The 24,419-nt window shown below is 73.4% G+C and carries 21 protein-coding genes; 12 read left to right on the forward strand and 9 right to left on the reverse strand.

The features are described from left to right. Window positions 1-25: 25 nt before the first annotated feature. Both ETD83_RS00470 and ETD83_RS00475 read left to right on the forward strand, forming a co-directional pair. On the forward strand, window positions 26-892 hold the full coding sequence (locus ETD83_RS00470) for an AAA family ATPase (RefSeq protein WP_138643018.1): 867 nt from the start codon (window positions 26-28) through the stop codon (window positions 890-892). Continuing rightward, the gene (locus tag ETD83_RS00475) at window positions 892-2,289 is read left to right on the forward strand and encodes a vWA domain-containing protein (protein WP_138643019.1); all 1,398 of its coding nucleotides are present in this window, start codon (window positions 892-894) and stop codon (window positions 2,287-2,289) included. The genes ETD83_RS00470 and ETD83_RS00475 overlap by 1 nt, the downstream gene beginning before the upstream one ends. Here the strand turns inward: ETD83_RS00475 and ETD83_RS00480 are convergent. Beyond that, window positions 2,270-3,655 (reverse strand): MFS transporter, encoded by a 1,386-nt coding sequence (locus ETD83_RS00480; protein ID WP_138643020.1) that lies wholly within the window; start codon window positions 3,653-3,655, stop codon window positions 2,270-2,272. The genes ETD83_RS00475 and ETD83_RS00480 overlap by 20 nt on opposite strands. A gap of 95 nt (window positions 3,656-3,750) precedes the next feature. Here ETD83_RS00480 and ETD83_RS00485 point away from each other — a divergent pair, with 95 nt between their 5' ends. Next, entirely contained in the window at window positions 3,751-4,245 is a 495-nt protein-coding gene (locus ETD83_RS00485) for a winged helix-turn-helix transcriptional regulator (protein WP_138643021.1), read from the forward strand. A 23-nt stretch (window positions 4,246-4,268) separates the two neighbouring features. Here the strand turns inward: ETD83_RS00485 and ETD83_RS00490 are convergent, their stop codons facing one another. From ETD83_RS00490 to ETD83_RS00515, 6 genes are all read right to left on the reverse strand, one after another. Then, complete coding sequence (locus ETD83_RS00490; protein ID WP_138643022.1) at window positions 4,269-4,838, reverse strand: TetR/AcrR family transcriptional regulator; 570 nt, start codon at window positions 4,836-4,838, stop codon at window positions 4,269-4,271. Between the two features lie 43 nt (window positions 4,839-4,881). Next, window positions 4,882-5,217 carry an SPW repeat protein gene (locus tag ETD83_RS00495; RefSeq protein WP_131962309.1) on the reverse strand — a complete coding sequence of 112 codons (336 nt, stop codon included), beginning with the start codon at window positions 5,215-5,217 and terminating at the stop codon, window positions 4,882-4,884. Window positions 5,218-5,358: 141 nt separating this feature from the next. Beyond that, window positions 5,359-5,991 (reverse strand): MBL fold metallo-hydrolase, encoded by a 633-nt coding sequence (locus ETD83_RS00500; protein ID WP_230420607.1) that lies wholly within the window; start codon window positions 5,989-5,991, stop codon window positions 5,359-5,361. Further along, window positions 5,988-7,073 (reverse strand): S-(hydroxymethyl)mycothiol dehydrogenase, encoded by a 1,086-nt coding sequence (locus ETD83_RS00505; RefSeq protein WP_138643024.1) that lies wholly within the window; start codon window positions 7,071-7,073, stop codon window positions 5,988-5,990. Before ETD83_RS00505 ends, ETD83_RS00500 begins: the two co-directional genes overlap by 4 nt. Before the next feature lie 100 nt (window positions 7,074-7,173). Then, window positions 7,174-7,749: an AAA family ATPase gene (locus tag ETD83_RS00510; protein WP_171063952.1), complete on the reverse strand. Its 576-nt coding sequence runs from the start codon at window positions 7,747-7,749 to the stop codon at window positions 7,174-7,176. Window positions 7,750-7,872: 123 nt separating this feature from the next. Further along, window positions 7,873-8,538, reverse strand: a complete 666-nt coding sequence (locus ETD83_RS00515; protein WP_138643025.1) for an MBL fold metallo-hydrolase — start codon at window positions 8,536-8,538, stop codon at window positions 7,873-7,875. 189 nt (window positions 8,539-8,727) lie between these two features. Between ETD83_RS00515 and ETD83_RS00520 the strand changes: the two genes are divergently transcribed. The 3 genes from ETD83_RS00520 (at window position 8,728) to ETD83_RS00530 (ending at window position 14,015) form a co-directional block, all read left to right on the forward strand. Further along, entirely contained in the window at window positions 8,728-9,219 is a 492-nt protein-coding gene (locus ETD83_RS00520; protein WP_138643026.1) for a hypothetical protein, read from the forward strand. A 4-nt stretch (window positions 9,220-9,223) separates the two neighbouring features. Continuing rightward, complete coding sequence (locus tag ETD83_RS00525; RefSeq protein WP_138643027.1) at window positions 9,224-13,105, forward strand: tetratricopeptide repeat protein; 3,882 nt, start codon at window positions 9,224-9,226, stop codon at window positions 13,103-13,105. Between the two features lie 163 nt (window positions 13,106-13,268). Beyond that, window positions 13,269-14,015, forward strand: a complete 747-nt coding sequence (locus ETD83_RS00530; RefSeq protein ID WP_138643028.1) for a Crp/Fnr family transcriptional regulator — start codon at window positions 13,269-13,271, stop codon at window positions 14,013-14,015. 3 nt (window positions 14,016-14,018) lie between these two features. Here ETD83_RS00530 and ETD83_RS00535 read toward each other — a convergent pair whose 3' ends face one another. Next, entirely contained in the window at window positions 14,019-14,765 is a 747-nt protein-coding gene (locus tag ETD83_RS00535) for a maleylpyruvate isomerase family mycothiol-dependent enzyme (protein WP_171063953.1), read from the reverse strand. A gap of 73 nt (window positions 14,766-14,838) precedes the next feature. On the opposite strand from ETD83_RS00535, the gene ETD83_RS00540 reads away from it, so the two are divergent. The 4 genes from ETD83_RS00540 (at window position 14,839) to ETD83_RS00555 (ending at window position 20,045) form a co-directional block, all read left to right on the forward strand. After that, window positions 14,839-15,630, forward strand: coding sequence for an MBL fold metallo-hydrolase (locus ETD83_RS00540; RefSeq protein ID WP_230420602.1), 792 nt, complete (start codon window positions 14,839-14,841; stop codon window positions 15,628-15,630). A gap of 218 nt (window positions 15,631-15,848) precedes the next feature. After that, window positions 15,849-18,686, forward strand: coding sequence for an excinuclease ABC subunit UvrA (gene uvrA / locus ETD83_RS00545; RefSeq protein WP_138643031.1), 2,838 nt, complete (start codon window positions 15,849-15,851; stop codon window positions 18,684-18,686). A 339-nt stretch (window positions 18,687-19,025) separates the two neighbouring features. Next, window positions 19,026-19,427, forward strand: a complete 402-nt coding sequence (locus tag ETD83_RS00550; RefSeq protein ID WP_230420603.1) for a Rieske (2Fe-2S) protein — start codon at window positions 19,026-19,028, stop codon at window positions 19,425-19,427. 102 nt (window positions 19,428-19,529) lie between these two features. Beyond that, window positions 19,530-20,045, forward strand: coding sequence for a Rieske (2Fe-2S) protein (locus ETD83_RS00555; protein ID WP_138643033.1), 516 nt, complete (start codon window positions 19,530-19,532; stop codon window positions 20,043-20,045). Here ETD83_RS00555 and ETD83_RS00560 read toward each other — a convergent pair. After that, entirely contained in the window at window positions 20,032-21,279 is a 1,248-nt protein-coding gene (locus ETD83_RS00560; RefSeq protein WP_230420604.1) for a mechanosensitive ion channel family protein, read from the reverse strand. The genes ETD83_RS00555 and ETD83_RS00560 overlap by 14 nt on opposite strands. Window positions 21,280-21,477: 198 nt before the next feature. On the opposite strand from ETD83_RS00560, the gene uvrC reads away from it, so the two are divergent. After that, window positions 21,478-23,526, forward strand: coding sequence for an excinuclease ABC subunit UvrC (gene uvrC / locus ETD83_RS00565; protein ID WP_138643034.1), 2,049 nt, complete (start codon window positions 21,478-21,480; stop codon window positions 23,524-23,526). Next, window positions 23,523-24,401, forward strand: a complete 879-nt coding sequence (gene rapZ / locus ETD83_RS00570; protein ID WP_138643035.1) for an RNase adapter RapZ — start codon at window positions 23,523-23,525, stop codon at window positions 24,399-24,401. Before uvrC ends, rapZ begins: the two co-directional genes overlap by 4 nt. The last annotated feature ends 18 nt before the right edge of the window (window positions 24,402-24,419 follow it).

Consider the following 24,419-nt stretch of genomic DNA (forward strand, 5'->3'; position numbering starts at 1 on the left):
GCAAGCATCCGCTGGAGGGCAAGGGATGACCGAAGGAACGTTCGCCTCGCCCGCCGACGCGGCCCGCAGGCTGGCCGGGGTGCGCTACCTCGCGGACGAGTCGATCGCCACGACGGTGTACCTCGCGCAGGCGCTCGGCAAGCCGCTGCTCGTCGAGGGGCCCGCCGGGGTCGGCAAGACCGAGCTGGCCAAGGCCGTCGCGGCGGCGACCGGCGCGGAGCTGATCCGGCTGCAGTGCTACGAGGGCCTGGACGAGGCCCGCGCCCTCTACGAGTTCAACTACAAGAAGCAGCTCCTGGCGATCCAGGCCGCGCCCGCCGACCGGGCCTGGCAGGAGACCCACGACGACATCTTCTCCGAAGAGTTCCTGCTGGAACGGCCGCTGCTGGCCGCCATCCGCCGCACCGGCCCGACCGTCCTGCTGATCGACGAGGCGGACAAGGCCGACATCGAGGTGGAGGGCATGCTGCTGGAGGTCCTCTCGGACTTCCAGATCACGATCCCCGAGCTCGGGACGGTCGGCGCCGTCCGCCGCCCGTACGTGGTGATCACCTCGAACGCGGCGCGGGAGCTGTCGGAGGCGCTCAAGCGCCGCTGCCTGTACCTGCACCTGGACTATCCGGCGCCGGAGCGGGAGCGCGAGATCGTCCTCGCGCGGGTGCCGGGGATCGAGGCGGAGCTGGCCGGGCGGCTCGTCCGCACCGTCGGCGCGCTGCGCGACCTGGAGATCAAGAAGCCCCCGTCGATCGCCGAGACCGTCGACTGGGCGCGCACCCTGCTCGCGCTCGGCCTGGACGACCTGGACGAGTCCGCCGTCGCCCGGACGCTCGGCGTCGTCCTCAAGCACGTCTCCGACCAGGAGCGCGCCGTCAAGGAACTCGGGCTCGGCTGATGGCGTCGCTCATCGACCGGCACACCGGGTTCGTCGCGGAGCTGCGGCGGGCCGGGCTGCCGGTGTCGGTCGCCGAGGGCCTGGACGCCGTCCGCGCCATGCGGGCCGTCGACCTGCTCGACCGCGAGGCGCTGCGCGCCGCCTACGCCGCGACGGTCGTCAAGCGGCCGCAGCACCGTCCGGCGTTCGACGCGCTGTTCGACCTGTGGTTCCCCGCCGCGGTCGGGGACGGCGCCGGGGGAGCACCGGACCCCGGCCGCCCGGCGAGGACGCTCGACGACAAGGGACGGCCCGTCCCGCCGCCGCTCGACCCGCGGGTCCAGGAACGCCGCGACGAGCTGGCCGACCTCCTGCTGTCCGGCGACGACGCCGGGCTGCGGCGGTTCGCCCGCCGCGCCGTCGCCGAGTACGGGCGGACACCGGGCCAGGAGTCGTGGTTCTCGTCCGGAGTGCTGCGCGCCCTGTCGCCGGAGACGCTGATGGCGCGGCTGCTCAACGCCGTCCTCGCGGGGCGGGAGCGGGGCGGCATGGCCGAGCGGGTCGCCCGCCGGACGTTCCGCGACCGCATCGCCCGGTTCGAGGACCTCGTCGCGGGCGAGGCCCGGCGCCGCATCGCCGAGGACACCGGTGTCGAACGCACCGCGCGCCTCGCCGTCCGGCCGCCGCTGGAACGGCTCGACTTCGCCGCCGCCCGCCGCGACGAGCTGGCCGCGCTCCGCCGCGAGGTGCACCCGCTGGCGCGCAGGCTCGCGGCGCGGCTCGTCCAGAAGCAGCGGCACGGCAGGCGCGGGCGGCTGGACTTCCGCCGGACGGTCCGCGCGTCGCTGGCCAGCGGGGGAGTGCCGCTCAACACGCACCACCGGCCACGCCGCCCGCACCGGCCGGAGCTGGTCGTGCTGTGCGACGCCAGCGACTCGGTGTCGGCGTTCGCGCATTTCACGCTGCTGCTGACGTTCGCGCTGCGGGAGCAGTTCAGCAGGGTCCGCGCGTTCGCGTTCATCGACGCCACCGACGAGATCACCCGGTTCTTCGCGCCGGGCACGGACGTCGCGGACGCGATGACCCGGCTGGCCGCCGAGGCCGACCTCGTCTGGATCACCGGCCGCTCCAACTACGGCCACGCCATCACGGTGTTCGACGAGAAGTACCGCGACGCGATCACGCCCAAGACGTCCCTGCTGATCCTCGGCGACGCCCGCTCCAACTACGGCGACCTGGCGCTGCCGGTCCTGCGTTCCATAGTGGGCCGCGCCCGGCACGCCTACTGGCTCAATCCCGAGCCGCGCGGCCAGTGGGACACGGGCGACTCGGCCGCGTCGCGCTACGGCGAGCTCGTGCCCATGTACGAATGCCGCAACCTCACCCAGCTCGCCGCGTTCATCGAGGAACTCGCCTGATCGTCACCGCGAGAGCCGCGCCCGCGAGCGCGACGACGGCGGACACGAGCAGCGCGACGTTCGTGCCGTGGGCCAGGTCGGACGCCCCGGTGCCCGAGCCGGTCGCGATCGCTCCGACGATCGCCACGCCCACGGACGCGCCGACGTAGCGGGCGGTGTTGTTGGCCCCGGTCCCCATGCTCGCCCGGCCGGCCGGGACGCTCTCCACGGCGAGCCGGGCGAGCATCGCGTTGGCGAGGCCGCTGCCGATCCCGGCCACGGCCAGGCCGGGGACGAGCCGCCACCAGTGGCCGTCCGGGGCCAGCCCCAGCATCGCGAGCTCGCCCGCCGCGCTGAGCGCGAGCCCGGCGCCGAGCAGGCGCCCGGCGGGCAGGCGGGACGGGAGCCGCCGGGCCTGCAGCGCGGCGGCGAACGACAGCCCCGACCAGATCGCCAGCACCAGCGCCGCCGCGACCGTGGACAGCCCCAGCACCAGCGCCATGATCGTCGCCAGGTAGCTCATCACCCCGATCACGGCGAGCCCGGTGACGAGCGCCCCGACGATCGACAGCAGGAACGCGGGGCGCCGGAACAGCCCCAGGTCGAGCATCGGCTCCCGCCGCCGCGCCTCGATCGCGGTGAACGCCGACAGCGACACGGCCGCCGCCGCGAACAGCGCCAGGACGGCCGGACGCGTCCAGCCCGCCCGCCCCCAGGTGATCGCCGCGACGAGCGCGCCCACGCCCAGGCACAGGGTGGCCAGGCCGGGCAGGTCCAGGCCGCGCGGCTTCGCGGCGCGGGACTCGGGCAGGACGAGCGCCGACGCGCCGAGCAGCACCGACGCCAGCGCCGCCGTCCAGTACCACAGCCGCCAGCCGCCCGCCCCCGCCAGCCCGGCGGAGGCGATCGGGCCGAGCGCGATGCCGAGCCCCAGCATCGCGCCCCAGACCCCGGTGGCGTGCGCCCGGCGCGGTCCCGGCTCGAACGACGCGGCGACGATCCCGAGCCCGGTCGCCAGCAGCGCCGCGCTCGCCGCGCCCTGGACGATCCGTCCCGCGACGAAGACGCCCGCGTCCGGCGCCACGGCGCAGACGACGCTGGACGCCGCGAGCACCCCGGCGCCGATCAGGAACACGCGCTTCCGGCCGTGGTCGTCGGCCAGGCTCCCCACGGCAAGCAGCGCCGCCGCGAGCCCGAGGCTGATCGAGCTCATCAGCCAGATCTGGGCCGTCGCGCCCGCGTGGAGCCCGCGCGCCGTGTCGGCGAGGACGGCCATCGGCGCCGTGTAGTTCATCAGGGCCAGCAGCGTCGCGGCGGCGGGCACGGCCAGCGCGGCGGTGAAACCGGGCGCGCGGTGCGCGGACCGCGGCGTCGCCAGTGTCGTCATCCCATCCCCAGAAGTTCAGTGATTGAACCAGTCGGGTTTGACCGTAGCACGGCTCGGTTCGGTCACTGAACCACGAGGGCGGTAGTGTGGTGCGCATGGCACTCGGCAAGGACTACGCGGCGCAGGACTGCTCCCTCGCCCGCGCCCTCGAGGTCGTGGGCGAGCGCTGGACGCTGCTGATCGTCCGGGACGCCTTCTACGGCGTGCGCCGGTTCAGCGACTTCCACGTCCATCTGGACGTCCCGCGCGCCGTCCTGTCCGCGCGCCTGCAGTCACTCGTCGAGACCGGCCTGCTCGCCAAGGACGGCCACGACTACGTCCTGACGGACATGGGCCGCGACCTGTGGCCCGTCGTCCACTCGCTCGCCCGCTGGGCCGAGAACCATCTGTCGTCCGAGCCGACCCGCTTCTTCGTCCACATCGCGTGCGGCACCCGCGTCGGACCGGACGGGACGTGCGCGTCCTGCGAGCGCTACGTCCCCCCGGAAGACCTGGAAGTGCACGCCGGGCCCGGCGTACGGCGCCGCACCGACCCGGTCAGCGTGATCCTGCGCTCCCCCCACCGGCTCCTCGACCCGATCCGCACCTGACCGACCCGATCCGCAGCGGCGCGCTAGGTGCCGAGGGCGCGGGCGATCAGCTCGGCGACGGCGTCGGGGTCGATGTGCTGGCCGGTGAGCCCGGCGAGGTTCTCCTGGTAGATCAGCACGGCGGTGAACGTCGCGGCGGCCGCCTCCAGGCGGGCCTGGTCGCCGCGGGCGCCGGGATGCGCCAGCTCCAGCGCGCGGCGCGCCCGCAGGAACACCTCGGAGTTGAGCCGCCCGAGCCGCTCCCGGACGGACTTGTGCGTGTCGGCCTCGCGGAACAGGATGCGGCGCATCGCGGGGGAGGCGTGCAGCGGCAGGCGCCGGGCCAGCCGCGACAGCGTGCCGGCCGGGTCTCCGGGGACGGCCTCGACCGCGGCTCCCGACCCGTCCGGCAGCTCCTCGACGAACGTCCGCTCGTCGACCAGCGCCACCAGGACGTCGATCTTCTGCGGGAAGTAGTGGAACACCAGGCCCTTCGGGACGTTCGCGTGCCCGGCGATCCGCGCGGTGGAGCTGGCCTCGTAGCCGCGGTCGGCGAACAGCGCCTCTGCGGCGTCGAGGATGCGGGTGCGGGAATCGGCCGTCGGCTGGTTCATCGGCACCGTCCCCCCGCACGCCCGAGCGGTCCCGGAGTCTCGATCAGGCCGCGGCCTCGCCGCCGCGCGCCTGGGTGGCTCCCCATACGCCGACGATAGTAGCGACACCGCCCGTGATCCACGCCGTCCAGGCGGCGGCGTCCGACCCGTCGAAGCCGAACGCCCACGGCGAGACGAAGATCAGCAGTGCGAACGCGGTCGCCGTCCAGGCCGTCGGGCCCGCGCTGCCGAGCAGCGCGTAGAGGCCCGCCATGGCGAGCAGCGCGCCGAGGACCATGAGCGGCTGCTGACCTGCGTTGTCGCCCCACAGCTCCGGGGCCAGGAGCGCGACGAGGCCGGCCAGGAAGGCCACCCCGTCCTGCCACGCGAACTTCTGCATTCGGCCACCTCCGCTGGGTCGGGCTCGGTTCCCTTTCGGAATGGATCGTTCCCTGACTGACCGACCGGTCAATCTAGCGTGACGGCCTGACCAGACCCTCCCCGAGGTGACGGCGTCGGGACCGCGGGATAGAGCGGCCGGTCAGTGGCCCCGGGCGATCCATTCGTCCAGGTGCGGGGCCTCCGCGCCGATGGTGGTGGAGTCGCCGTGGCCCGTCCGCACCTCGGTGCCGGCGGGCAGGGTCAGGAGGCGCTCGCGGATCGACTCGATGATCGTCGGGAAGTCGGAGAACGAGCGGCCCGTCGCGCCCGGGCCGCCGTTGAACAGCGTGTCGCCGGAGAAGACCGTCCCCAGCGCGGGCGCGTGCAGGCATACCGCGCCGGGGCTGTGGCCGGGCGTGTGCAGGACGGTCAGGTCCGTGCCCGCGACCGAGATGACCTGGCCGTCGGACAGGTCGCCGTCGGGAGACGCGTCCGGATGCTTCTGCTTCCACAGCATCAGGTCGTCCGGGTGCAGCAGGACGGGCGCGCCGGTGAGGGCCCTCAGCGCGGGCGCCGCGTCGATGTGGTCGTCGTGGCCGTGTGTGGACACGATCGCCACGAGCCGCCGCCCGCCGAGCGCCGCCGCGATCGCGTCGGCGTCGTGCGCGGCGTCGATCACGATCGCCTCGCTGTCGTCGCCGACGATCCAGACGTTGTTGTCGACGTCCCAGGTGCCGCCGTCCAGCGAGAACGTCCCGGACGTGACGACGTGGCCGACGCGGGCCGGCATCAGAGCGCCACCACCGAGCGCAGCACGTCGCCGTGGTGCATCTTCTCGAACGCGCCCTCGACGGCGTCCAGGTGGATCGTCTCGGACACGAACGCGTCCAGGTCGAGGCGTCCCTGCAGGTAGAGGTCGATGAGCATGGGGAAGTCGCGCGAGGGCAGGCAGTCGCCGTACCAGGACGACTTCAGCGAGCCGCCGCGTCCGAACACGTCCAGGAGGGGCAGGTCCAGCCGCATCTCCGGTGTCGGGACGCCCACGAGCACGACCGTCCCGGCGAGGTCGCGGGCGTAGAACGCCTGCTCGTAGGTCTCCGGGCGGCCGACCGCGTCGATGACGACGTCCGCGCCGTACCCGCCGGTCAGCTCCCGGACCGCCTCGACGACGTCCGCGTCCTTGCCGTTGACGGTGTGCGTCGCGCCGAGCGCGGACGCGGTGGTGAGCTTCCGCTCGTCCAGGTCGACCGCGATGATCGTCGCGGCGCCCGCCAGCCGCGCGCCGAGCACGGCCGCCGCGCCGACGCCGCCGCACCCGATGACCGCGACCGAGTCGCCCCGCCCGACCCCGCCGGTGTTGATCGCCGCGCCGAGCCCCGCCATCACGCCACACCCGAGCAGCCCGGCCACCTCCGCCTTCGCCGCCGGGTCGACCTTCGTGCACTGCCCGGCGGCGACGAGGGTCTTGTCGGCGAACGCGCCGATGCCGAGCGCTGGGGACAGCTCGGTGCCGTCCTGCAGCGTCATCTTCTGCGCGGCGTTGTGCGTGTTGAAGCAGTACCAGGGACGTCCGCGCAGGCAGGCCCGGCACTGGCCGCACACCGCCCGCCAGTTCAGGACCACGAAGTCGCCGGGCGCGACCTCGGTCACGCCGTCGCCGACGGACTCGACCACGCCGGCGGCCTCATGCCCGAGCAGGAACGGGAACTCGTCGTTGATCCCGCCCTCGCGGTAGTGCAGGTCGGTGTGGCAGACCCCGCACGCCCGCACCGCGACGACCGCCTCCCCGGGCCCGGGGTCCGGGACGTTGATCGTCTCGATCCGCACCGGCTGCCCCTTGCCCGGCGCGACGACCCCGCGTACCTGCTGCGCCATGCTCCCGCCTCCCGTCGACTCGGTGTCCAACGACACTATCCGGGAGGTCGCCGGGCGGATCGGCCGAGTGGGGCCGCGCCGCCGGGCCCGGCAGGGCGCGTCAGATGAAGTGGATGGTCTTGAGCCGGTCGGCGGCGTCGCGGTCGAGGACGGTGACGCCCGCCGCGGGCGGCATCGGGTCGCCGCCGCGGGCGCGGTCGACCAGCGGGTACCAGCGGCGGCAGTGGCGCGCGAAGGTGGCGGCGGTGACGACGCGGCCCCGGGCCACCTGCCCGGCGCGGGCGGTGTGGGGGTCGACGTCGAGGAGGATGAGGTGCAGCCGGTGGCCGCGCCGGCGGGCCAGCCACGCGAAGAGATGCAGGATGTGCGGCCACGTGCCGCGCGTGTGCGCGACGACGCCGTGGCCGGCGAGGATCGCGCGCCCGATCCGCCACACGTGGGTGGCCTGGATGAGCGGGGTCCGCAGCCGGGCGGGCAGGGGGCGCAGGAACCGCGCCCACCAGTTGCGCGCCTGGCGGGAGTCGATCACGCGGACGTCGCCCGCGGGGACGGGGGCCGTCTCGTCCCCGCGCAGGCCGTACAGGCGGTCGAGCAGGGTCGTCTTGCCGGCCCCTGGCAGGCCGGCCACGAGGACCAGGGAGCCCGCCGGGTAGCACAGGACGGATCCCGGGTCCACCGCTTGGAGTTCGTGGATGGTCGTCTCCCGTGTCGGCCCGAGGTGTGGTTGGAGCAACGAACGCCCACGAGCGCTTGTTCCGCCCGGGACGCGGGGATCAGCGGTGCCGATCAGCGGTGCCGATCACCAGCCCCGGGAGCGCCACTCGGGCAGTGAGGGGCGCTCGCGGCCGAGCGTCGAGTCCTTGCCGTGGCCGGGGTAGAACCAGGTGGCGTCCGGGAGCCGGTCGAAGACGCGCTCCTCGACGTCGGAGAGCAGCTGCTTGAAGCGCGTCGGGTCGCCCCAGGTGTTGCCGACGCCGCCGGGGAACAGGCTGTCGCCGGTGAACAGGTGCGGGCGGGCGGCCAGCTCGCCGCCGGCGTCGTACAGCAGCGCGATCGAGCCGGGCGTGTGGCCGCGCAGGTGGATGACGTCGAGGCTCGCGTGTCCCACCCGGACGGTGTCGCCCTGCTCGACGGGCTCGGCGACGGGCTCGGGCAGCGGCTCGGCGTCGCGGGGATGCGCGACGACGGGGGCGCTCGTGGCGCGCACCACCTCGCTCAGCGCCATCCAGTGGTCCTGGTGGCGGTGCGTGGTGACGATCCGCGCGAGGGGCCCGTCGCCGATCAGCTCCAGCAGCCGGGACGCCTCGTTGGCCGCGTCGATGAGCAGCTGCTCGCCGGTGGCGGTGCAGCGGAGGATGTAGGCGTTGTTGTCGTACGGGCCGACCGCCACCTTCGTGACCGTCAGCCCGGGCAGCTCCCGCACGTCGGGCCGGCCGCCGACGTCGACGTTCCCGGTGTAGGTCATGGGGGTCCTTCCCGTCGGTGGATGCGTGACCATCTTCCATCATCGGCCGCCGGGATCTCCTGGACCCCGCCCGGGATGCCAATGAGTCGCCAGACGCAGCCGAACCGTGCGTTCCCGGACGGACGTTTCCGACTTGTGGCCGCATGATGGTCAGTGGAAGATCGTGTCCACTGGTGAGGACGGTGAAGGTTGGTTACCGCATTCCGTCCCGGACCGGACAAGGAGACGCCCGAGGACCTCCTCGGGCACGCCTGTACGCTGGTCCGGCTCTGCGGCCGGGACTCCGCCGTCGCGGCGGTGTTCCTCGCCCTGGTGCTCGCGGGGACCATGTCCCGGCTGGCGGCCGGCCCGCCCGGGCCCGTGGCGCTCGCGCTGCTCCCGGTGCTGGCCGCGTCGTTCACGGTCTCGGCCTCGTACGCGATCCGGTCGCGGCGGACACTGGTGTCGGTGCTCGCCGGGGTCCGCGGCCGCACCGGCTCGCCGGTCGACCCCGGCGTACCGTGGACGCCGTTCGGGTCGGCGGCCGCGCTGGACGACCGGGTCCGCGACACGGAGCTGCGGCGGCTGCTGTCGGCGGCGCACCGGTGCGGCGAGATGTCCTGGCAGGCCGTCGCGTGGGCGGCGGCGACCTCGGTGCTGTTCCTGTTCTGGACGATGGCGGCGGCGATGACGGGAGGGTGACCGGGTGACCGACGACGTTCCCGCCGGGGGGACCGCCCCGCGGACCGATGCCTTCGCCGGGGGGACGCCCTCCGCTCCCCGCTTCAGCCTGGACGTCCGTCCGGGCAGCTTCTGGGAGCGGCTGGCCCCGACCGACCGGCAGGCCCTGCGCGCCATGGGCCGCCGCACCGACATCCCGCCCGGCGGCATGCTGTGCCACCAGGGGTCGGTCGCGCCCGCCGTGTACGTGGTGTTCAAGGCGTCGCCCCGCGCCGCCAGCAACGCCGTCGCCAAGGAGTTCGTGGACTCCAGCGACGGCGACGAGTCGATCATCGACCTGTTCGGCGCCGGGGACCTGGTCGGCGTCCTCGGCCCGTGGGGTCATCCGCAGCGCGGGACGGTCGCCGCGCTCGACCACGTCGCGGCCCTGCGGGTGGACCGCCGCAAGTTCCGCAGCCTGCTGGCCGCCAGCCCGCAGGTCGCCGAGGCGATGATGCACGCGATCTCCGAGAGCGTCACGTTCGGCGGGCGGCGGCACGCGGTGCGGGCGGCCGACCATCCGCAGCGGCTCGCCTACCACCTGCTGGAGCTGGCCCACCGGTTCGGCGAGCCCGCCCCCGGGCAGGGGACGCGGATCCCGCTGAAGCTCAGCCAGGCGGAGCTGGCGAACTGGGCGGGGATCTCGCGCGAGACGCTGGTGCGGTGGTTCCGGCTGTGGCGGGCCCGGGGGATCCTCGACCGCAGGCCGCGGCCGCTGACCGTCCTCGACACCGAGCGCCTGCGCCGCGCCGCGAGCCCCTGGGGGGACGAGTGGCCCGCCGTCGAACGCGAGCCCGCGCGGGAGCCCGAGACCGAGGCCGCCGCCGGGATCGCCGCCCGCGAGCCGGTGCGCCTGGCGGGCGGCGGGGCGCCGCAGGTCCTGCTGCCCGCCGACAACCCGTTCTTCGCGGGCCGCGCGATCAGCCTCGGGAAGCTGGACCTGCTGGTCGGCCAGTCGGAGTGGCCGCGCGCCGTGATCGTGCAGGGGATGGCCGGGGTCGGCAAGACCACGCTCGCGCTGCACTGGGCGCACCGCGTCGTCGACCGGTTCCCCGACGGCGTCCTGTTCGCCGACCTGCGCGGCACGCGGCGCAGCCCCGTCACACCGGCCGAGGCGATGGGGCAGGTTCTGCGCGCGGCGGGCGTGCCCGGCGACCAGCTCCCGCGGACGGAGGCGGAGCTGGCGGCGCAGTGCCGCTCGCTGCTGGCCGACCGGCGGATGCTGCTGATCCTCGACAACGCGTCGCGGCCCGAGCAGATCAGGCCGCTTCTGGCCGCGGCGACGTCCGGGCTGGTCGTCGTGACGAGCCGGCGGCGGCTGCCCGACCTGCTCGAAGGCGCCGACATCCGGACGCTGGAGCTGCGCGAGATGGCGACGCAGGAGGCCGTCGACCTGATCTCCAACGTCCTCGGCCCGGGGGACGCCCGCGTCCGGGACGAGCACAAGGCGGTCGTGCGGCTCGCCCGCGAATGCGGGCACCTGCCGCTGGCGCTCGGCGTCATGGCGGGGCGGCTGGCGGAGAACCCCGGCGAGTCCATCGCCGCGACCGTCCGGCAGCTGGCCGAGCGGGACGCGCAGGACGCGCCGGGCCTGACGGGGGCCGGGCTGAGCGAGGGCGCCTCGCACGGCGCGTCCGGGCCGGGGCTGCAGGCCGTGCTCAGCCCCACCTTCGACGTCGCCTACCGCAGCCTGCGGGGCGACCAGCGGGAGGCGTTCCGCAGGCTCGGCCTCATCACCGGCCCCGACTTCACCCCCGCCGCGCTCGCCGCCCTGCAGGACCGGACGGTCGACGAGGCCCGCGAATGCCTGGAGGGGCTCCGGCAGGCGTACCTCGTCCACGACGTCCGGCCGGGCCGCTACCGGATGCACGACCTGCTGCGCGAGTTCGCCCGCGAACGCGGCCTGCGGGAGGACTCCGACGGCGAGCTGATGGCGGCGCAGCGGCGGCTCCTTGCCGGATACCTCGCCGAGGCGCGCGGGGCGGGCGCGGCGCTGGCGATGCGGACCCGTCCGGCCGTGCACCGCGGGGAGGCGCGGAGCCGTTCGTCCACCGCCGCCGAGCGCGGGGCCGGGCTCGCCTGGTTCGAGTCCGAGCGGCGCAACCTCGTCGCCGCCGTGCACCAGGCCGCCCGGCTCGGCCTGCACCGGACGTGCTGGGAGCTCGCCGACGCGCTCTTCGACTTCCAGGAGTTCCGGCGCTACACCGAGGACAACATCGCCGTCCACCAGGCGGGCCTGCACGCGGCCCGCACCGAGGAGGACTGGGCGGCCGCGGCCGTCATGCTGCACAACCTCGCGATGGCGCACTTCGAGCTGGGCGGGTCCGTCCAGGCCATCGGGTACGGGGAGGACGCCCGGCGCGGGTTCCGGGCCGTCGACCCGCCCGACCGGTACGGGGAGGCGGTCACCCTCGCCACCCTCGCCGACGTGCACGTGGCGCTCGGCCGCTACCTGACGGCCATCGAGCACGCCCGCCGCTCGCTGAGCATCCACGAGAAACTGCGCGACGAGGGCGGAGACCTGGGGGACGGGGGAGTCGCCAAGGGCCACGACACGCTCGCCCGCGCCCACCTGGGCCTCGGTGACTACGAGAAGGCCCTCGACCACGCCGCCAAGGCCCTGGGCGTGCGGCGCCGCGTCGACGACCAGCCGGGCGTGGCGGAGACGCTGCTCACCGTCGCGCAGGTCCACCGGCGGCAGGGGAACGTCCACGAGGCGGTGTCGCACGCGCTGGAAGCCCTCTACATCCGGCAGGAACTCGCCGACATGTACGGCGCCGCGCAGGCCCTGACGGAACTGGCGCGCATGAACGCCGCGCTCGGGCTGCGCGACATGGCGCAGCAGGACGCTGAACAGGCCCTGCGCACCTACCGGGCCCTGGGCGCACGCCACGGCGAGGCACGCACGCTGACCACGCTCGGCATGCTCATGTGCGACGCCACCCGGTTCGCGGAGGCGTTCACCTACTGCGGGCAGGCGCTGCGCCTGCACCGCGACACCAGCGACCGGCACGGCGAGGCGGAGGCGCTCGCGCAGATCGGGATCGTCCACTGGCGGCTCGGCCGGTACCGGGAGGCGCGCGAGCACCTGCTGCGCGCCGTGGAGATCCGCCGCGAGATCGGCGACCAGCACGGCGAGGCCCACGACCTGGAGCACCTGTCGGTGGTCATGCGCCGCCTCAGCCGCCACCAGGAGGCGTTCGTCCTCGGCCTGGAGGCCCTCGACCTGTGGCACCAGCTCGGCGCGCAGGGCGGGCTGGCCGGGACGCTCGGCAGCCTGGCCCGCACGTACTCCCACCTGGGCCTGCCCGAGGACGCCGAGCGCGCCGCGCGGCAGGCGCTGAAGATCCGCGAGGACGGCGGCGACTGGTACGGCCTCGGCGTCGGCAAGGACACCCTCGCCGCCGTGCTCCGCCGCGCCGGACGTCCCGAGGAGGCCCTGGAACGGGAGCTGGAGGCGGTGCAGTACCTCAGCGAGGTCGGCGACCGGCACTCCGAGGGCACCGCGCTCGTCCACCTCGCCGTGATCCACCTCGACCTGGGCCACGCCGACCAGGCCCTGGAGACCGGGCGGCGTGCCCTCGACCTGGCGACCGAGCTCGGCGACACCCGCGAGCAGGCGTACGCGCTGCACACCATGGCCCGCGCCTCGCAGCTGCTCGGCAAGCACGCCCGCGCCGCCGAGCACGTGAACGCCGAGATCGTCATCCGCCGCGACATGGACGACCAGCGGGGCCTGCGGCGGGCGCTGGAACTGCTGCGCGACTCCCATCTCGCGCTCGGCGACCGGGCCGCGGCGGACGACTGCGTCCGCCGCGTCCGCGCCCTCGACAGCTGGCTCGAATCCGATCGGTCACTCGACGTGTGACATAAGACCTGACGACGTGTGACATAAGACCTACTCCATCGGCGCAGCGCCGCGTTCACTGGACCGTGACGGACCGCGCGGGACCCTGTCCAGGACAGCTCTTGCCGGAGGGTGTGGGGGCCGCCCCACAAGAGACAGGCCCGGGTTCGGCGGAGGAGGCGAGATGGAGACCACCCGGTTCTGGGACGCGCTGCCCGCGCGCGCCCGGGAGGCGCTGCTGCGGGCCGGCGCCCCGGTGGTGATCAAGCCTGGCGCGTTCCTCATGCGCGAGCACACCCGCGCCTCCCAGGTCTTCGTGCTGCGCGCCGGCGCCGTGAAGGTGTGGGTGGACCGCGACGGCGACATGGCCATCCTCGACATCCTCGGCCCCGGTGACCTGGTCGGGGAGATGGAGGCGGTGGACGGCGGCGTCCGGCACGCCAACGTCGAGGCGGTGACCCGCGTCGAGGCGCTCGTGCTGCCCGCCGCACGGTTCCGCAACGTCCTCGACGCCCATCCCGGCTCGGTGTGGGCGGTCGCCGCCGTCCTGTCCGAGCGGCTGCGCGACTCCAACGACATGCGCGTCGCCCACTTCCCCGACGACCCCGAGCGGCGCCTCGCGACCCGGCTGCTGCGCCTGGTGTCGCGCTTCGGCTCCCCGGTCAAGGAGGAGCAGGAACGCGCGGACGGCCCCGCGGGCCCCGGCGGCGCCCTCACCGAGCCGGACGCCGTGCTGGACGAGGGCGGCGTCCAGGTCAGGGTCCCCGTCTCCCAGCAGGACCTCGGCCGCTGGGCCGGGATGGGCCGCCGGAAGGTCGCGCAGATCCTCGCCGCGGAACCCGTCCGCGGCGGGCTCACCGTCGCCCGCAACTCGATCGTCGTCCGCTCCGTCGACGCCCTGCACCGGCTCGCGGGCCACGACACGGACTAGGAGCTAGAAACCCGCGGTCTCGTGCGGCCAGGGCGGCGGCACCGGCAGCCGCCCGTCCGGGCGGAGGCTGACGCCGACGCCGTCGGAACGGCCGCTCAGCCAGCCGAGCAGCGCCCGCCCTGACCCCGACGCCTCCGGCCCGCCGGGCGCCCAGCCCAGATCGGCGGACTCGCCGGAGTCGGTCGCGGTGATCCGGTGCCCGGCGAGCTCGCCGCGCAGCTTCGCGGGCAGCGCGGCCATGTCCGTCAGCGTCCTGCCGAGCGCCCACCGGACGTAGGGCTCCGGCCAGTCGGCGGGCCCGTACCCGGCGGCGAGGTCGACGTGGTGCGCCTCCACCTCGTGCCAGCGCCGGTACAGCACGTACCAGGCCGGATGCGGCCAGCCCTGCATCGCCGTCACCTGCGCGTTCCACGCGTCCTCGGGCATCGTGCGCGCCTGCTCGGCGAACCGCGCCGCCGTCGCGCGGACGTCCTCGATCAGCTCGTCGCGCCCGCGTCCGGCGCCCGCGTCCAGATCGGCGTTGCGGGCCTCCAGGCTCGGGTACTGCGGGATCTTCACGCCCGTCCGCGCCCATTCGAGCAGGTTCCACAGCGAGTCGGCGTTGCGGGCGATATGGGCGGCGACATGGCCGCGGCTCCACCCCGGCAGCGCCGACGGAGCCCGCAGATCCCGGTCGCTGAGCCCCGACAGCGTGCCGATGATCCGTTCCACGCCCGGATCCAGCTCGTCGATGACCTCGCGCCAAGCCATGAGACCCCTCCCTCGCCCAAAAAGAGCCTCCATCCTGTCGCACGCCTCCGCTCCGTGTCACACAATGGCGATCATGGAGCTTCCGATCTGCCTGACCTGCGGCGTCCAGTACGCCGGGCCCCGCCCCGACTGCCCGATCTGCGAGGACGAGCGCCAGTACGTCGGCTGGGACGGCCAGCGCTGGACGACCCTGGACGCGCTGCGCGCCGACCACCGCGGCCGGGTCGCCGAGGAGGGCCCGGACGTCGTCGGGATCGGCTGCGAGCCGTCCACCGCCATCGGCCAGCGGGCGCTGCTGCTGCGGGCGCCGTCGGGCAACGTCCTCTGGGACTCGATCACCTACCTCGACGAGGACCTGATCCGCCAGGTCGAGGACCTCGGCGGCATCTCCGCCATCGCGATCAGCCACCCGCACTTCTACGGCAGCATGATCGAGTGGGCGCACGCGTTCGACGCGCCCGTCTACATCCACGAGGCCGACCGCCGCTGGGTGGCCCGGCCCGACGACGCCGTCGTCCACTGGACGGGCGACACCCACGAGCTGGCGGACGGCCTCACGCTCATCAACGCTGGCGTCCACTTCGACGGCGGCCAGGTCCTGCACTGGCGCGAGGCCCGCGCGGTGTTCTCCGGCGACATCCTCCAGGTCGTCAACGACCGCGACTGGGTCAGCTTCATGTACAGCTACCCGAACTACATCCCGGAGCGGCCCCGCACGGTCCGCCGTGCCCTGCGCCTTCTGGAGCCCTACGACTTCGACCGCGTCTACGGCGCCTGGTGGAAGAAAATCGTCTATACGGACGGCAAGCAGGCCGTCCGCCGCTCCGCCGACCGCTACCTCGATCACGCCCTCGACGACGAATAAATCACACGCGTGACCCGGACGGGCGTTCCGGTGGCGGGTGGTGTTCGAACACGTGTACGGTGCGAGAGTGCCGCCCGGACGGGCGGGGAGCATCGTGAAATGCGGCGGCGACCGCCGCTGTTATGGCCTCGGGGGATTCTGTCGTACCCCCTGGCTAGCCTTGAGACCGACGTGTCTCTCCCCATCGCCGCGCCCAGAAGAGGAACCGGAAGAACGCCGTGCATGACCGACTCATCGTGCGTGGAGCACGCGAGCACAACCTGAAGGACGTCTCGCTCGACCTCCCGCGAGACTCCCTGATCGTGTTCACCGGTCTGTCAGGCTCCGGGAAGTCGAGCCTGGCGTTCGACACGATCTTCGCGGAGGGCCAGCGCCGGTACGTGGAGTCGCTGTCGGCCTACGCCCGCCAGTTCCTCGGGCAGATGGACAAGCCCGACGTCGACTTCATCGAGGGCCTGTCCCCGGCGGTGTCGATCGACCAGAAGTCGACCAGCAAGAACCCGCGGTCGACGGTCGGCACGATCACCGAGGTGTACGACTACCTGCGGCTGCTCTACGCGCGGATCGGGCACCCGCACTGCCCCGACTGCGGCCGCCCGATCAGCCGGCAGGCGCCGCAGCAGATCGTCGACCGGGTCCTGGAGCTTGAGTCCGGCACCCGCTTCCAGGTCCTCGCGCCGGTGATCCGCGGGCGCAAGGGCGAGTACCTGGAGCTGTTCCGCGAGCTGCAGTCCAAGGGCTACTCGCGGGCCCTGGTCGACGGCGAGATGATCCGCCTCGACGAGCCGCCCCAGCTGAAGAAGCAGGAGAAGCACGACATCTCCATCGTGGTCGACCGCCTCTCCGTGAAAGACTCCGCGCGCCAGCGGCTCGCCGACTCGGTGGAGACCGCGCTGGGCCTCGCGGGCGGCACGATCGTCCTCGACTTCGTCGACCTCCCGGAAGGCGACGAGCACCGCACCCGGATGTACTCCGAGCACCTCTACTGCCCCTACGACGACCTGTCGTTCGAGGAGTTGGAGCCGCGGTCGTTCTCGTTCAACTCGCCCTACGGCGCCTGCCCCGACTGCACCGGGCTCGGCACCCGCATGGAGGTCGACCCCGAGCTCGTCGTCCCGGACGTGGAGATCAGCCTCGGCGAGGGCGCGATCCAGCCGTGGTCGAACGGGCACGTCAGCGACTACTTCCTGCGGCTGCTGTCCGCGCTCGGCGACGCGATGGGCTTCGACCTGAACACGCCGTGGGAGCGGCTGCCCGCCAAGGCGCGCAAGGCGATCCTGAACGGGCACGAGACCCAGGTCCACGTCCGCTACAAGAACCGCTACGGCCGGACGAGGTCGTACTACACGGCCTACGAGGGCGTGATCCCGTACATCCAGCGGCGCCACGCCGAGTCCGAGAGCGACGCCAGCCGGGAGAAGTTCGAGGGCTACATGCGGGAGATCCCGTGCCCGACGTGCGAGGGCGCCCGGCTCAAGCCGGTCGTGCTCGCCGTCACCATGGGCGGGATGTCGATCGCCGAGGTCGCCGCGATGCCGATCGGCGAGGCCGCGAAGTTCCTGCTGGCGATGGAGCTGAACGAGCGCGAGACGCACATCGCCGAGCGCGTCCTCAAGGAGATCAACGCGCGGCTCGGGTTCCTGCTCGACGTCGGCCTCGACTACCTCACCCTCGACCGGGCGTCGGCGACGCTGGCGGGCGGCGAGGCGCAGCGCATCCGGCTGGCGACGCAGATCGGCTCCGGTCTGGTCGGCGTCCTGTACGTGCTGGACGAGCCGTCCATCGGCCTGCACCAGCGCGACAACCACCGGCTGCTGGAGACGCTGCTCCGGCTCCGCGACATGGGCAACACGCTGATCGTCGTCGAGCACGACGAGGACACCATCGCCGCCGCCGACTGGATCGTCGACATCGGCCCCCGCGCGGGCGAGCACGGCGGCGAGATCGTCGTGTCCGGCACGCTCGACGACCTGAAGAAGTCCGAGCGCTCGCTGACCGGCGCCTACCTGGACGGGCGCCGCGAGATCGCCGTCCCCGAGATCCGCCGCCCGCGGACGCGGGGCCGCGAGGTCACCGTCAAGGGCGCCCAGCAGAACAACCTGCGCGACGTTGACGTCTCGTTCCCGCTCGGCGTCCTCACCGCCGTGACCGGCGTGTCGGGCTCCGGCAAGTCGACGCTGGTCAACGACATCCTCTACAACGCGCTCGCCAAGAAGCTGAACGGCGCGAGGACCGTCCCCGGCAAGCACAAGCGCGTCAACGGCGTCGACCAGCTCGACAAGGTCGTCCACGTCGACCAGTCGCCGATCGGGCGCACCCCGCGCTCCAACCCGGCGACCTACACCGGCGTCTTCGACCACATCCGCAAGCTGTTCGCGCAGACGACCGAGGCGAAGGTGCGCGGCTACCAGCCGGGCCGGTTCTCCTTCAACGTCAAGGGCGGGCGCTGCGAGAACTGCTCCGGCGACGGCACCATCAAGATCGAGATGAACTTCCTGCCGGACGTCTACGTCCCCTGCGAGGTCTGCCACGGCGCCCGCTACAACCGGGAGACCCTCGAGGTCCACTACAAGGGCAAGACGATCTCCGAGGTGCTCGACATGCCGATCGAGCAGGCCACCCAGTTCTTCGAGCCCGTCACCGCGATCCACCGGCATCTGAAGACGCTCAACGACGTCGGGCTCGGGTACGTCCGGCTCGGCCAGCCCGCCCCGACCCTGTCGGGCGGCGAGGCGCAGCGCGTCAAGCTGGCGTCCGAGCTGCAGAAGCGCTCCACCGGCCGTACCATCTACGTCCTGGACGAGCCGACCACCGGCCTGCACTTCGAGGACATCCGCAGGCTCCTCGGCGTCCTGAACGGCCTGGTCGACAAGGGCAACACGGTGATCGTCATCGAGCACAACCTGGACGTCATCAAGACCGCCGACTGGATCGTCGACATGGGCCCCGAGGGCGGCTCCCGGGGCGGCACCATCGTCGCCACCGGCACCCCCGAGGACGTCGCCGCCGTGGACGCCAGCCACACCGGCCAGTTCCTCGCCAAGATCCTTTCCTGACCGGTTCGGCACCCGCCGGAAATTGCCCCCGGATTCGCTGAACCATCCGGGTGGGCGGAGCCGTGTTGTGGGTGAGGCGCCGAAAGGCGCGTCCTCGCCGCCGCGGACCGGGGGACCGCGGCGCGAGCGCCTTCCGAGGCGGGACCGGCCGGGCCGGCGGCGTGCGGGGACACCCCCGCGGGCAGGGACGCCGCGGGCCCGGTCCGCCGTTCCAGGCCCCTTCCGGTCAAGGGGGAGGGGCCTCCAGGGCATCGGCCGGAGGCTCCGCCCGTGTCCGAGTGAGCGCCCGTGGGCGGGTCGCCGCAGGTCCCGGGGCCGCCGTCCAGGATCATGGACCGCATGACAGACGCAGAGGGGATCGGCCGCCGCACGGTGCTGTGCGGCGCCGGAGTCGTCGGCGCCGCCGCCCTGGCCGGGTGCGGCGGCGGGGAGAAGTCGGCCGAGGAGCTCAAGGGCAAGGAGGTCGCGAAGGCCGCCGACGTCCCGGTCGGCGGCGGGAAGATCAACGCGACGGAGAAGATCGTGGTGACGCAGCCGGCGCAGGGCGTCTTCAAGGCGTTCACGGCGGTGTGCACGCACCAGGGCTGCACCGTGGGCGGGGTGTCCAACGGCGTGATCACGTGCGACTGCCACGGCAGCGAGTTCGCGGTCGCGGACGGGGCGGTGCGGCGCGGCCCGGCGGACAAGCCGCTGAAGGAGTATCCGGTGCAGGTCAGGGGCGGCGGGATCGTCGTCACCTGACCGTCCGGCGCCCGCCGAACTGGTTCGGAATTGAACCATCGCGGTCGCGCGTACGTGCTTCCTGGTGACGTACGGGAATCGAGATGTCACCGGAGGGCGAGCATGCCAGAGGGGTCCGAGACGCGACTGGACGGGGCGGAGCAGGCGCCGGGGGGCACGGCGGCCGGGGGCGGCACCCGCAGAGGACTGCTCATCGGAGCGGGCCTCGCGGGCGTCGCCGGGCTGGCGGCGGCCTGCGGCGGTTCCGGCGACGACGACGCGGGCGGCTCGGCGGACACCGGCACGGGCGGCGGCTCCGGCGGGGGCCAGGAGACCGGCGGCTCCGGCGGGGGCACGGCGCTGGCCGCGGCCGCCGACATCCCGGTCGGCGGCGGCAAGGTCTTCAAGGACGCCAAGGTCGTGGTGTGCCAGCCGTCGCAGGGCGAGTTCAAGGCGTTCTCGGCCGCCTGCACGCACCGTGGCTGCGCCGTCGGCTCGGTGTCCGGCGGCACGATCAACTGCCACTGCCACGGCAGCAAGTTCAAGATCACCGACGGTTCGGTGGCGAACCCGCCCGCGGACGAGCCGCTGGAGGAGAAGAAGATCAACGTTCAGGGCGGGCAGATCATGCTCGCCTGACCGTCCTCGCGTGCGCCGGGCCGTCCCCACCGGGGCCGGCCCGGCCGTCGTCGGAGACCGCGCGGCCGTCCTCGGGCGCGGTCCGGGGGCCGCCGGGCGCCGTGCGGGGTCCGCCGGGCCCGGCGTGAGCGCCGCCGGGGGCGGTCCGGGCGGTCCCGTCGCCGTCGGGCGCGGCACGGCCGCCGTCGCCCTGGCCGTCGAGGGCGGGCTCCTGCGGTTCGACGCGGAAGCGGGGGAGCGCCTCGGGATAGCGGTCGCGGATGTGGGAGATGAGATGCTCGCGCACGTCGCAGCGCAGGTCCCAGGTGCTCGCCGAGTCGGCCGCGCTCATCATCGCGCGGATCGTGACCAGCCCGTTCGGCTGGACGCCCACCGCCTGCAGGATCCACTCGCGCCGGTCCCACAGCGGGTTGTCGCGGAGCGCCGAGTACAGCTCGGCGCGCAGCTCCTCGATCGGGACCGACCAGTCGACGTGCAGGTCCACCGAGCCGAGCAGCCGGGACGAGTGCCGGGTCCAGTTCTCGAACGGCTGCTCGGTGAAGTACGACACCGGGAAGATCATCCGGCGGTCGTCCCAGAGCCGCAGCGCCACATAGGACAGGGTCAGCTCCTCGACCCGTCCCCACTCGCCCTGCACGACGACGACGTCGTCCAGCCGCAGCGCGTCGCTGAACGCCAGCTGCAGCCCGGCGAGCAGGTTGCCCAGGGTCGGCCGCGCGGCGATCCCGACGACCAGCCCGGCGACGCCCGCCGACGCCAGCACCCCGGCGCCGACCGCGCGCACCCCCGGGAAGGTGAACAGCGCGGCGCCGAGCGCCAGCACCACGATCAGCACGGCGGCGATGCGACGCAGCAGCAGCATCTGCGTGCGGGCCTTCCTGGCCCGCCGGTTGCGGTCGCCCTCGATCCGCATCAGCCGCTCCAGCGGCGGATCGCTCAGCGCGTAGCCGATCCGCAGCACCAGCCACGTCGTCGCGCCGATCGCCGCGATCCGCAGCACCTGCCGGACGGCGCTCTCCGCAGGGTCGGCGAGCAGCCGGTACGGCATCGCCGTGTTGCAGCCCACGACCGCGGCGAACGCGAACGCCGGCGCGGCGACCCGCCGGGCGGCGAGCCCGGCGCCCGGCCAGCGCGCCGACAGCCGTCCCGCCAGCAGCCGCCGCCCCGCCTCCACGATCGTCACGGACGCGGCGACCACAGCCGCCAGCACGATCCAGGCCCCGAACGCGGACACGCTCGCACCGACCTCCTCACACCGGACTCGGAATCCCTATCCGACCTTCCCTTTCCCAGAGTTTTACGATCATGTGAACCGGACGGCGAGATCTCCGTCACCCACGGTGTCGCAGATGGTCCCGATCGCGTCACGCACGGTGGCGGCCGGGACGCGCGGGAGCACGGCGTGTCGGTGCCGCCCACTAGGCTTTTGAACGTGGCAGACCCGGCGACCTACCGACCCGCACCCGGCTCCATCCCCGAGTCACCCGGGGTGTACCGGTTCCGCGACGAGCACGGCCGGGTCATCTACGTGGGCAAGGCCAAGAGCCTGCGCCAGCGCCTCAGCTCCTACTTCGCCGACTTCTCCGCGCTGCATCCGCGCACGCAGACCATGGTGCGGACGGCCGCCAAGGTCGACTGGACGGTCGTCGCCACCGAGGTCGAGGCCCTCCAGCTCGAATACTCCTGGATCAAGGAGTTCGATCCGCGGTTCAACGTCCGTTACCGCGATGACAAGTCGTATCCCTACCTCGCCGTCACCCTGAACGAGGAGTTCCCGAGGGTGATGGTGATGCGCGGTGCCAAGCGCAAGGGCGTGCGCTACTTCGGGCCGTACTCCCACGCGTGGGCGATCCGGGAGACGGTCGACCAGCTGCTGCGCGTGTTCCCCGTCCGGACGTGCAGCGCCGGCGTGTTCAAGCGGCAGCACCAGCTCGACCGCCCCTGCCTGCTCGGCTACATCGGCAAATGCTCGGCGCCGTGCGTCGGCCGCGTCACGCCCGACGAGCACCGCCTCCTCGCCGAGGACTTCTGCGACTTCATGGCCGGGCACACCACCCGGTTCACCAAGCGCCTCGAACGCGAAATGCGCGAGGCCGCCGCGTCCCAGGAGTACGAGCGCGCCGCCCGGCTCCGCGACGACGTCCGCGCCCTCGAACGGGCGCTGGAGAAGCAGGCCGTCGTCCTCGCCGACACCACCGACTGCGACATGATCGCGTTCGCGGAGGACGAGCTGGAGGCGGCCGTCCAGGTCTTCTACGTCCGCGGCGGCCGGATCCGCGGGCAGCGCGGCTGGGTCGTCGACAAGGTCGAGGACGTCACCACCGCCGACCTCGTCGAGCACTTCCTCATCCAGATCTACAGCGAGAGCGAATCGGTGCCGCGGGAGGTGCTCGTCCCGGCCTTGCCGCCCGAGGAGGAGGCGATGACCGAGCTGCTGTCCGAGCAGCGCGGCGGGCCCGTCCGGCTCCGCGTCCCGCAGCGCGGCGACAAGAAGTCCCTGCTGGAGACGGTCGCGCGCAACGCGCACGAGGCGCTCAAGCAGCACAAGACGCGCCGCGCGTCCGACCTCACCACCCGCAGCCGCGCGCTCCAGGAGATCCAGGACGCGCTGGAGCTGGACGACGCGCCCCTGCGCATCGAGTGCTACGACGTGTCGAACCTGCAGGGCACCAACGTGGTCGCGTCGATGGTCGTGTTCGAGGACGGCCTGGCCCGCAAGAGCGAGTACCGCCGGTTCACGATCAAGGCCGTGGAGGGGCAGGACGACGTCCGCTCCATCCACGAGGTCATCACCCGCCGGTTCAAGCGGTACCTCGCCGAAAGCGAGAAGATGGGCGAGCTCGACCATCTGGGAGATCCTCCCGAATCGGTTGCCGGGGGGTCTGGGGGGTCGTCCCCCCAGAATGAAATCGAGGAGGGGGCGCACCAGCCGATCGATCCGGAGACGGGCCGGCCGCGCAAGTTCGCCTACCCGCCGAACCTCGTCGTCGTCGACGGCGGCCCGCCGCAGGTCGCCGCCGCGCAGCGGGCGCTGGACGAGCTGGGCGTCGACGACATCGCCGTCTGCGGCATCGCCAAGCGGCTGGAGGAGATCTGGCTGCCCGGCGAAGGCGACCCGGTGATCCTGCCGCGCAACAGCGAGGGCATGTTCCTCGTCCAGCGGGTCCGCGACGAGGCGCACCGGTTCGCGATCACGTTCCATAGGCAGCGGCGGTCCAAGTCCATGACGGTGAGCGAACTCGATAACGTTCCGGGTCTGGGCCCGGCGCGCCGCGCGGCGCTGCTGAAGCACTTCGGCTCGCTGAAGCGGCTGAGGGACGCGACGCCGGAGCAGGTCGCCGAGGTCCCGGGGATCGGCCGGCGCAGCGCCGAGGGCATCGTCGCGGCGCTGCACGGCGCCGCGGCCCCGCGCGGGGGCGGCGGGCCCGGCGGCGCCGCGACGGGCGGAAACGACGGGGAGCACACGGGGAGAGGGTCATGACCAGCGAGACGAAGATCCCGGACATCGTGATCGTCACCGGCATGTCCGGGGCGGGCCGCAGCACCGCGGCCAAGTCCCTGGAGGACCTCGACTGGTTCGTGGTCGACAACCTGCCGCCGGGCCTGCTGGCCACGATGGCCGACCTCGGCGGCCGGGTGAAGGACGCGGTGCCCCGCATCGCCGTGGTCGTCGACGTCCGCAGCCGCGCCTTCACCGAGGATCTGCACTCCTCCATCGCCGAGCTGGAGGCGCGCGGCGTCCACCCGCGCGTGGTGTTCCTGGAGGCGAACGACGCCGACCTGGTGCGCCGGTTCGAGAGCGTCCGCCGCCCGCACCCGCTGCAGGACGACGGCCGCCTCGTCGACGGCATCGCCCGCGAGCGGGAGCTGGTCCGCGAGGTCCGCGCCGAGGCCGACCTGGTGATCGACACCAGCGGCCTCAACGTGCACGAGCTGCGCAACAAGATCATCGGGTTCTTCGGCAACGACACCGGCGAGACCAGCCTCCGCGCGACCGTCGTGTCGTTCGGCTACAAGTACGGGCTGCCCGTCGACGCCGACCTCGTCGTCGACTGCCGGTTCCTGCCGAACCCGCACTGGGTGCCGGAGCTGCGGCCGAAGACGGGCCGCGACGCCGCCGTCCGCGACTACGTCCTCGGGCAGCGCGGCGCCAAGGAGTTCCTGTACGCCTACGCGGAGGTGCTGCGGCTCCTCGCCGACGGCTACGAGCGCGAGGGGAAGCACTACGTGACCCTGGCCGTGGGCTGCACCGGCGGCAAACACCGTAGTGTGGCCATGGCGGAACAGATCGCCGCCCGGCTGCGGGACGAGGGCATCGAGGTGCAGGTGGCCCACCGCGACCTCGGCCGCGAGTAGAATTCCCGTCCGGTCCCT

This window comes from Actinomadura soli, assembly GCF_005889715.1.
GTDB lineage: Bacteria > Actinomycetota > Actinomycetes > Streptosporangiales > Streptosporangiaceae > Spirillospora > Spirillospora soli.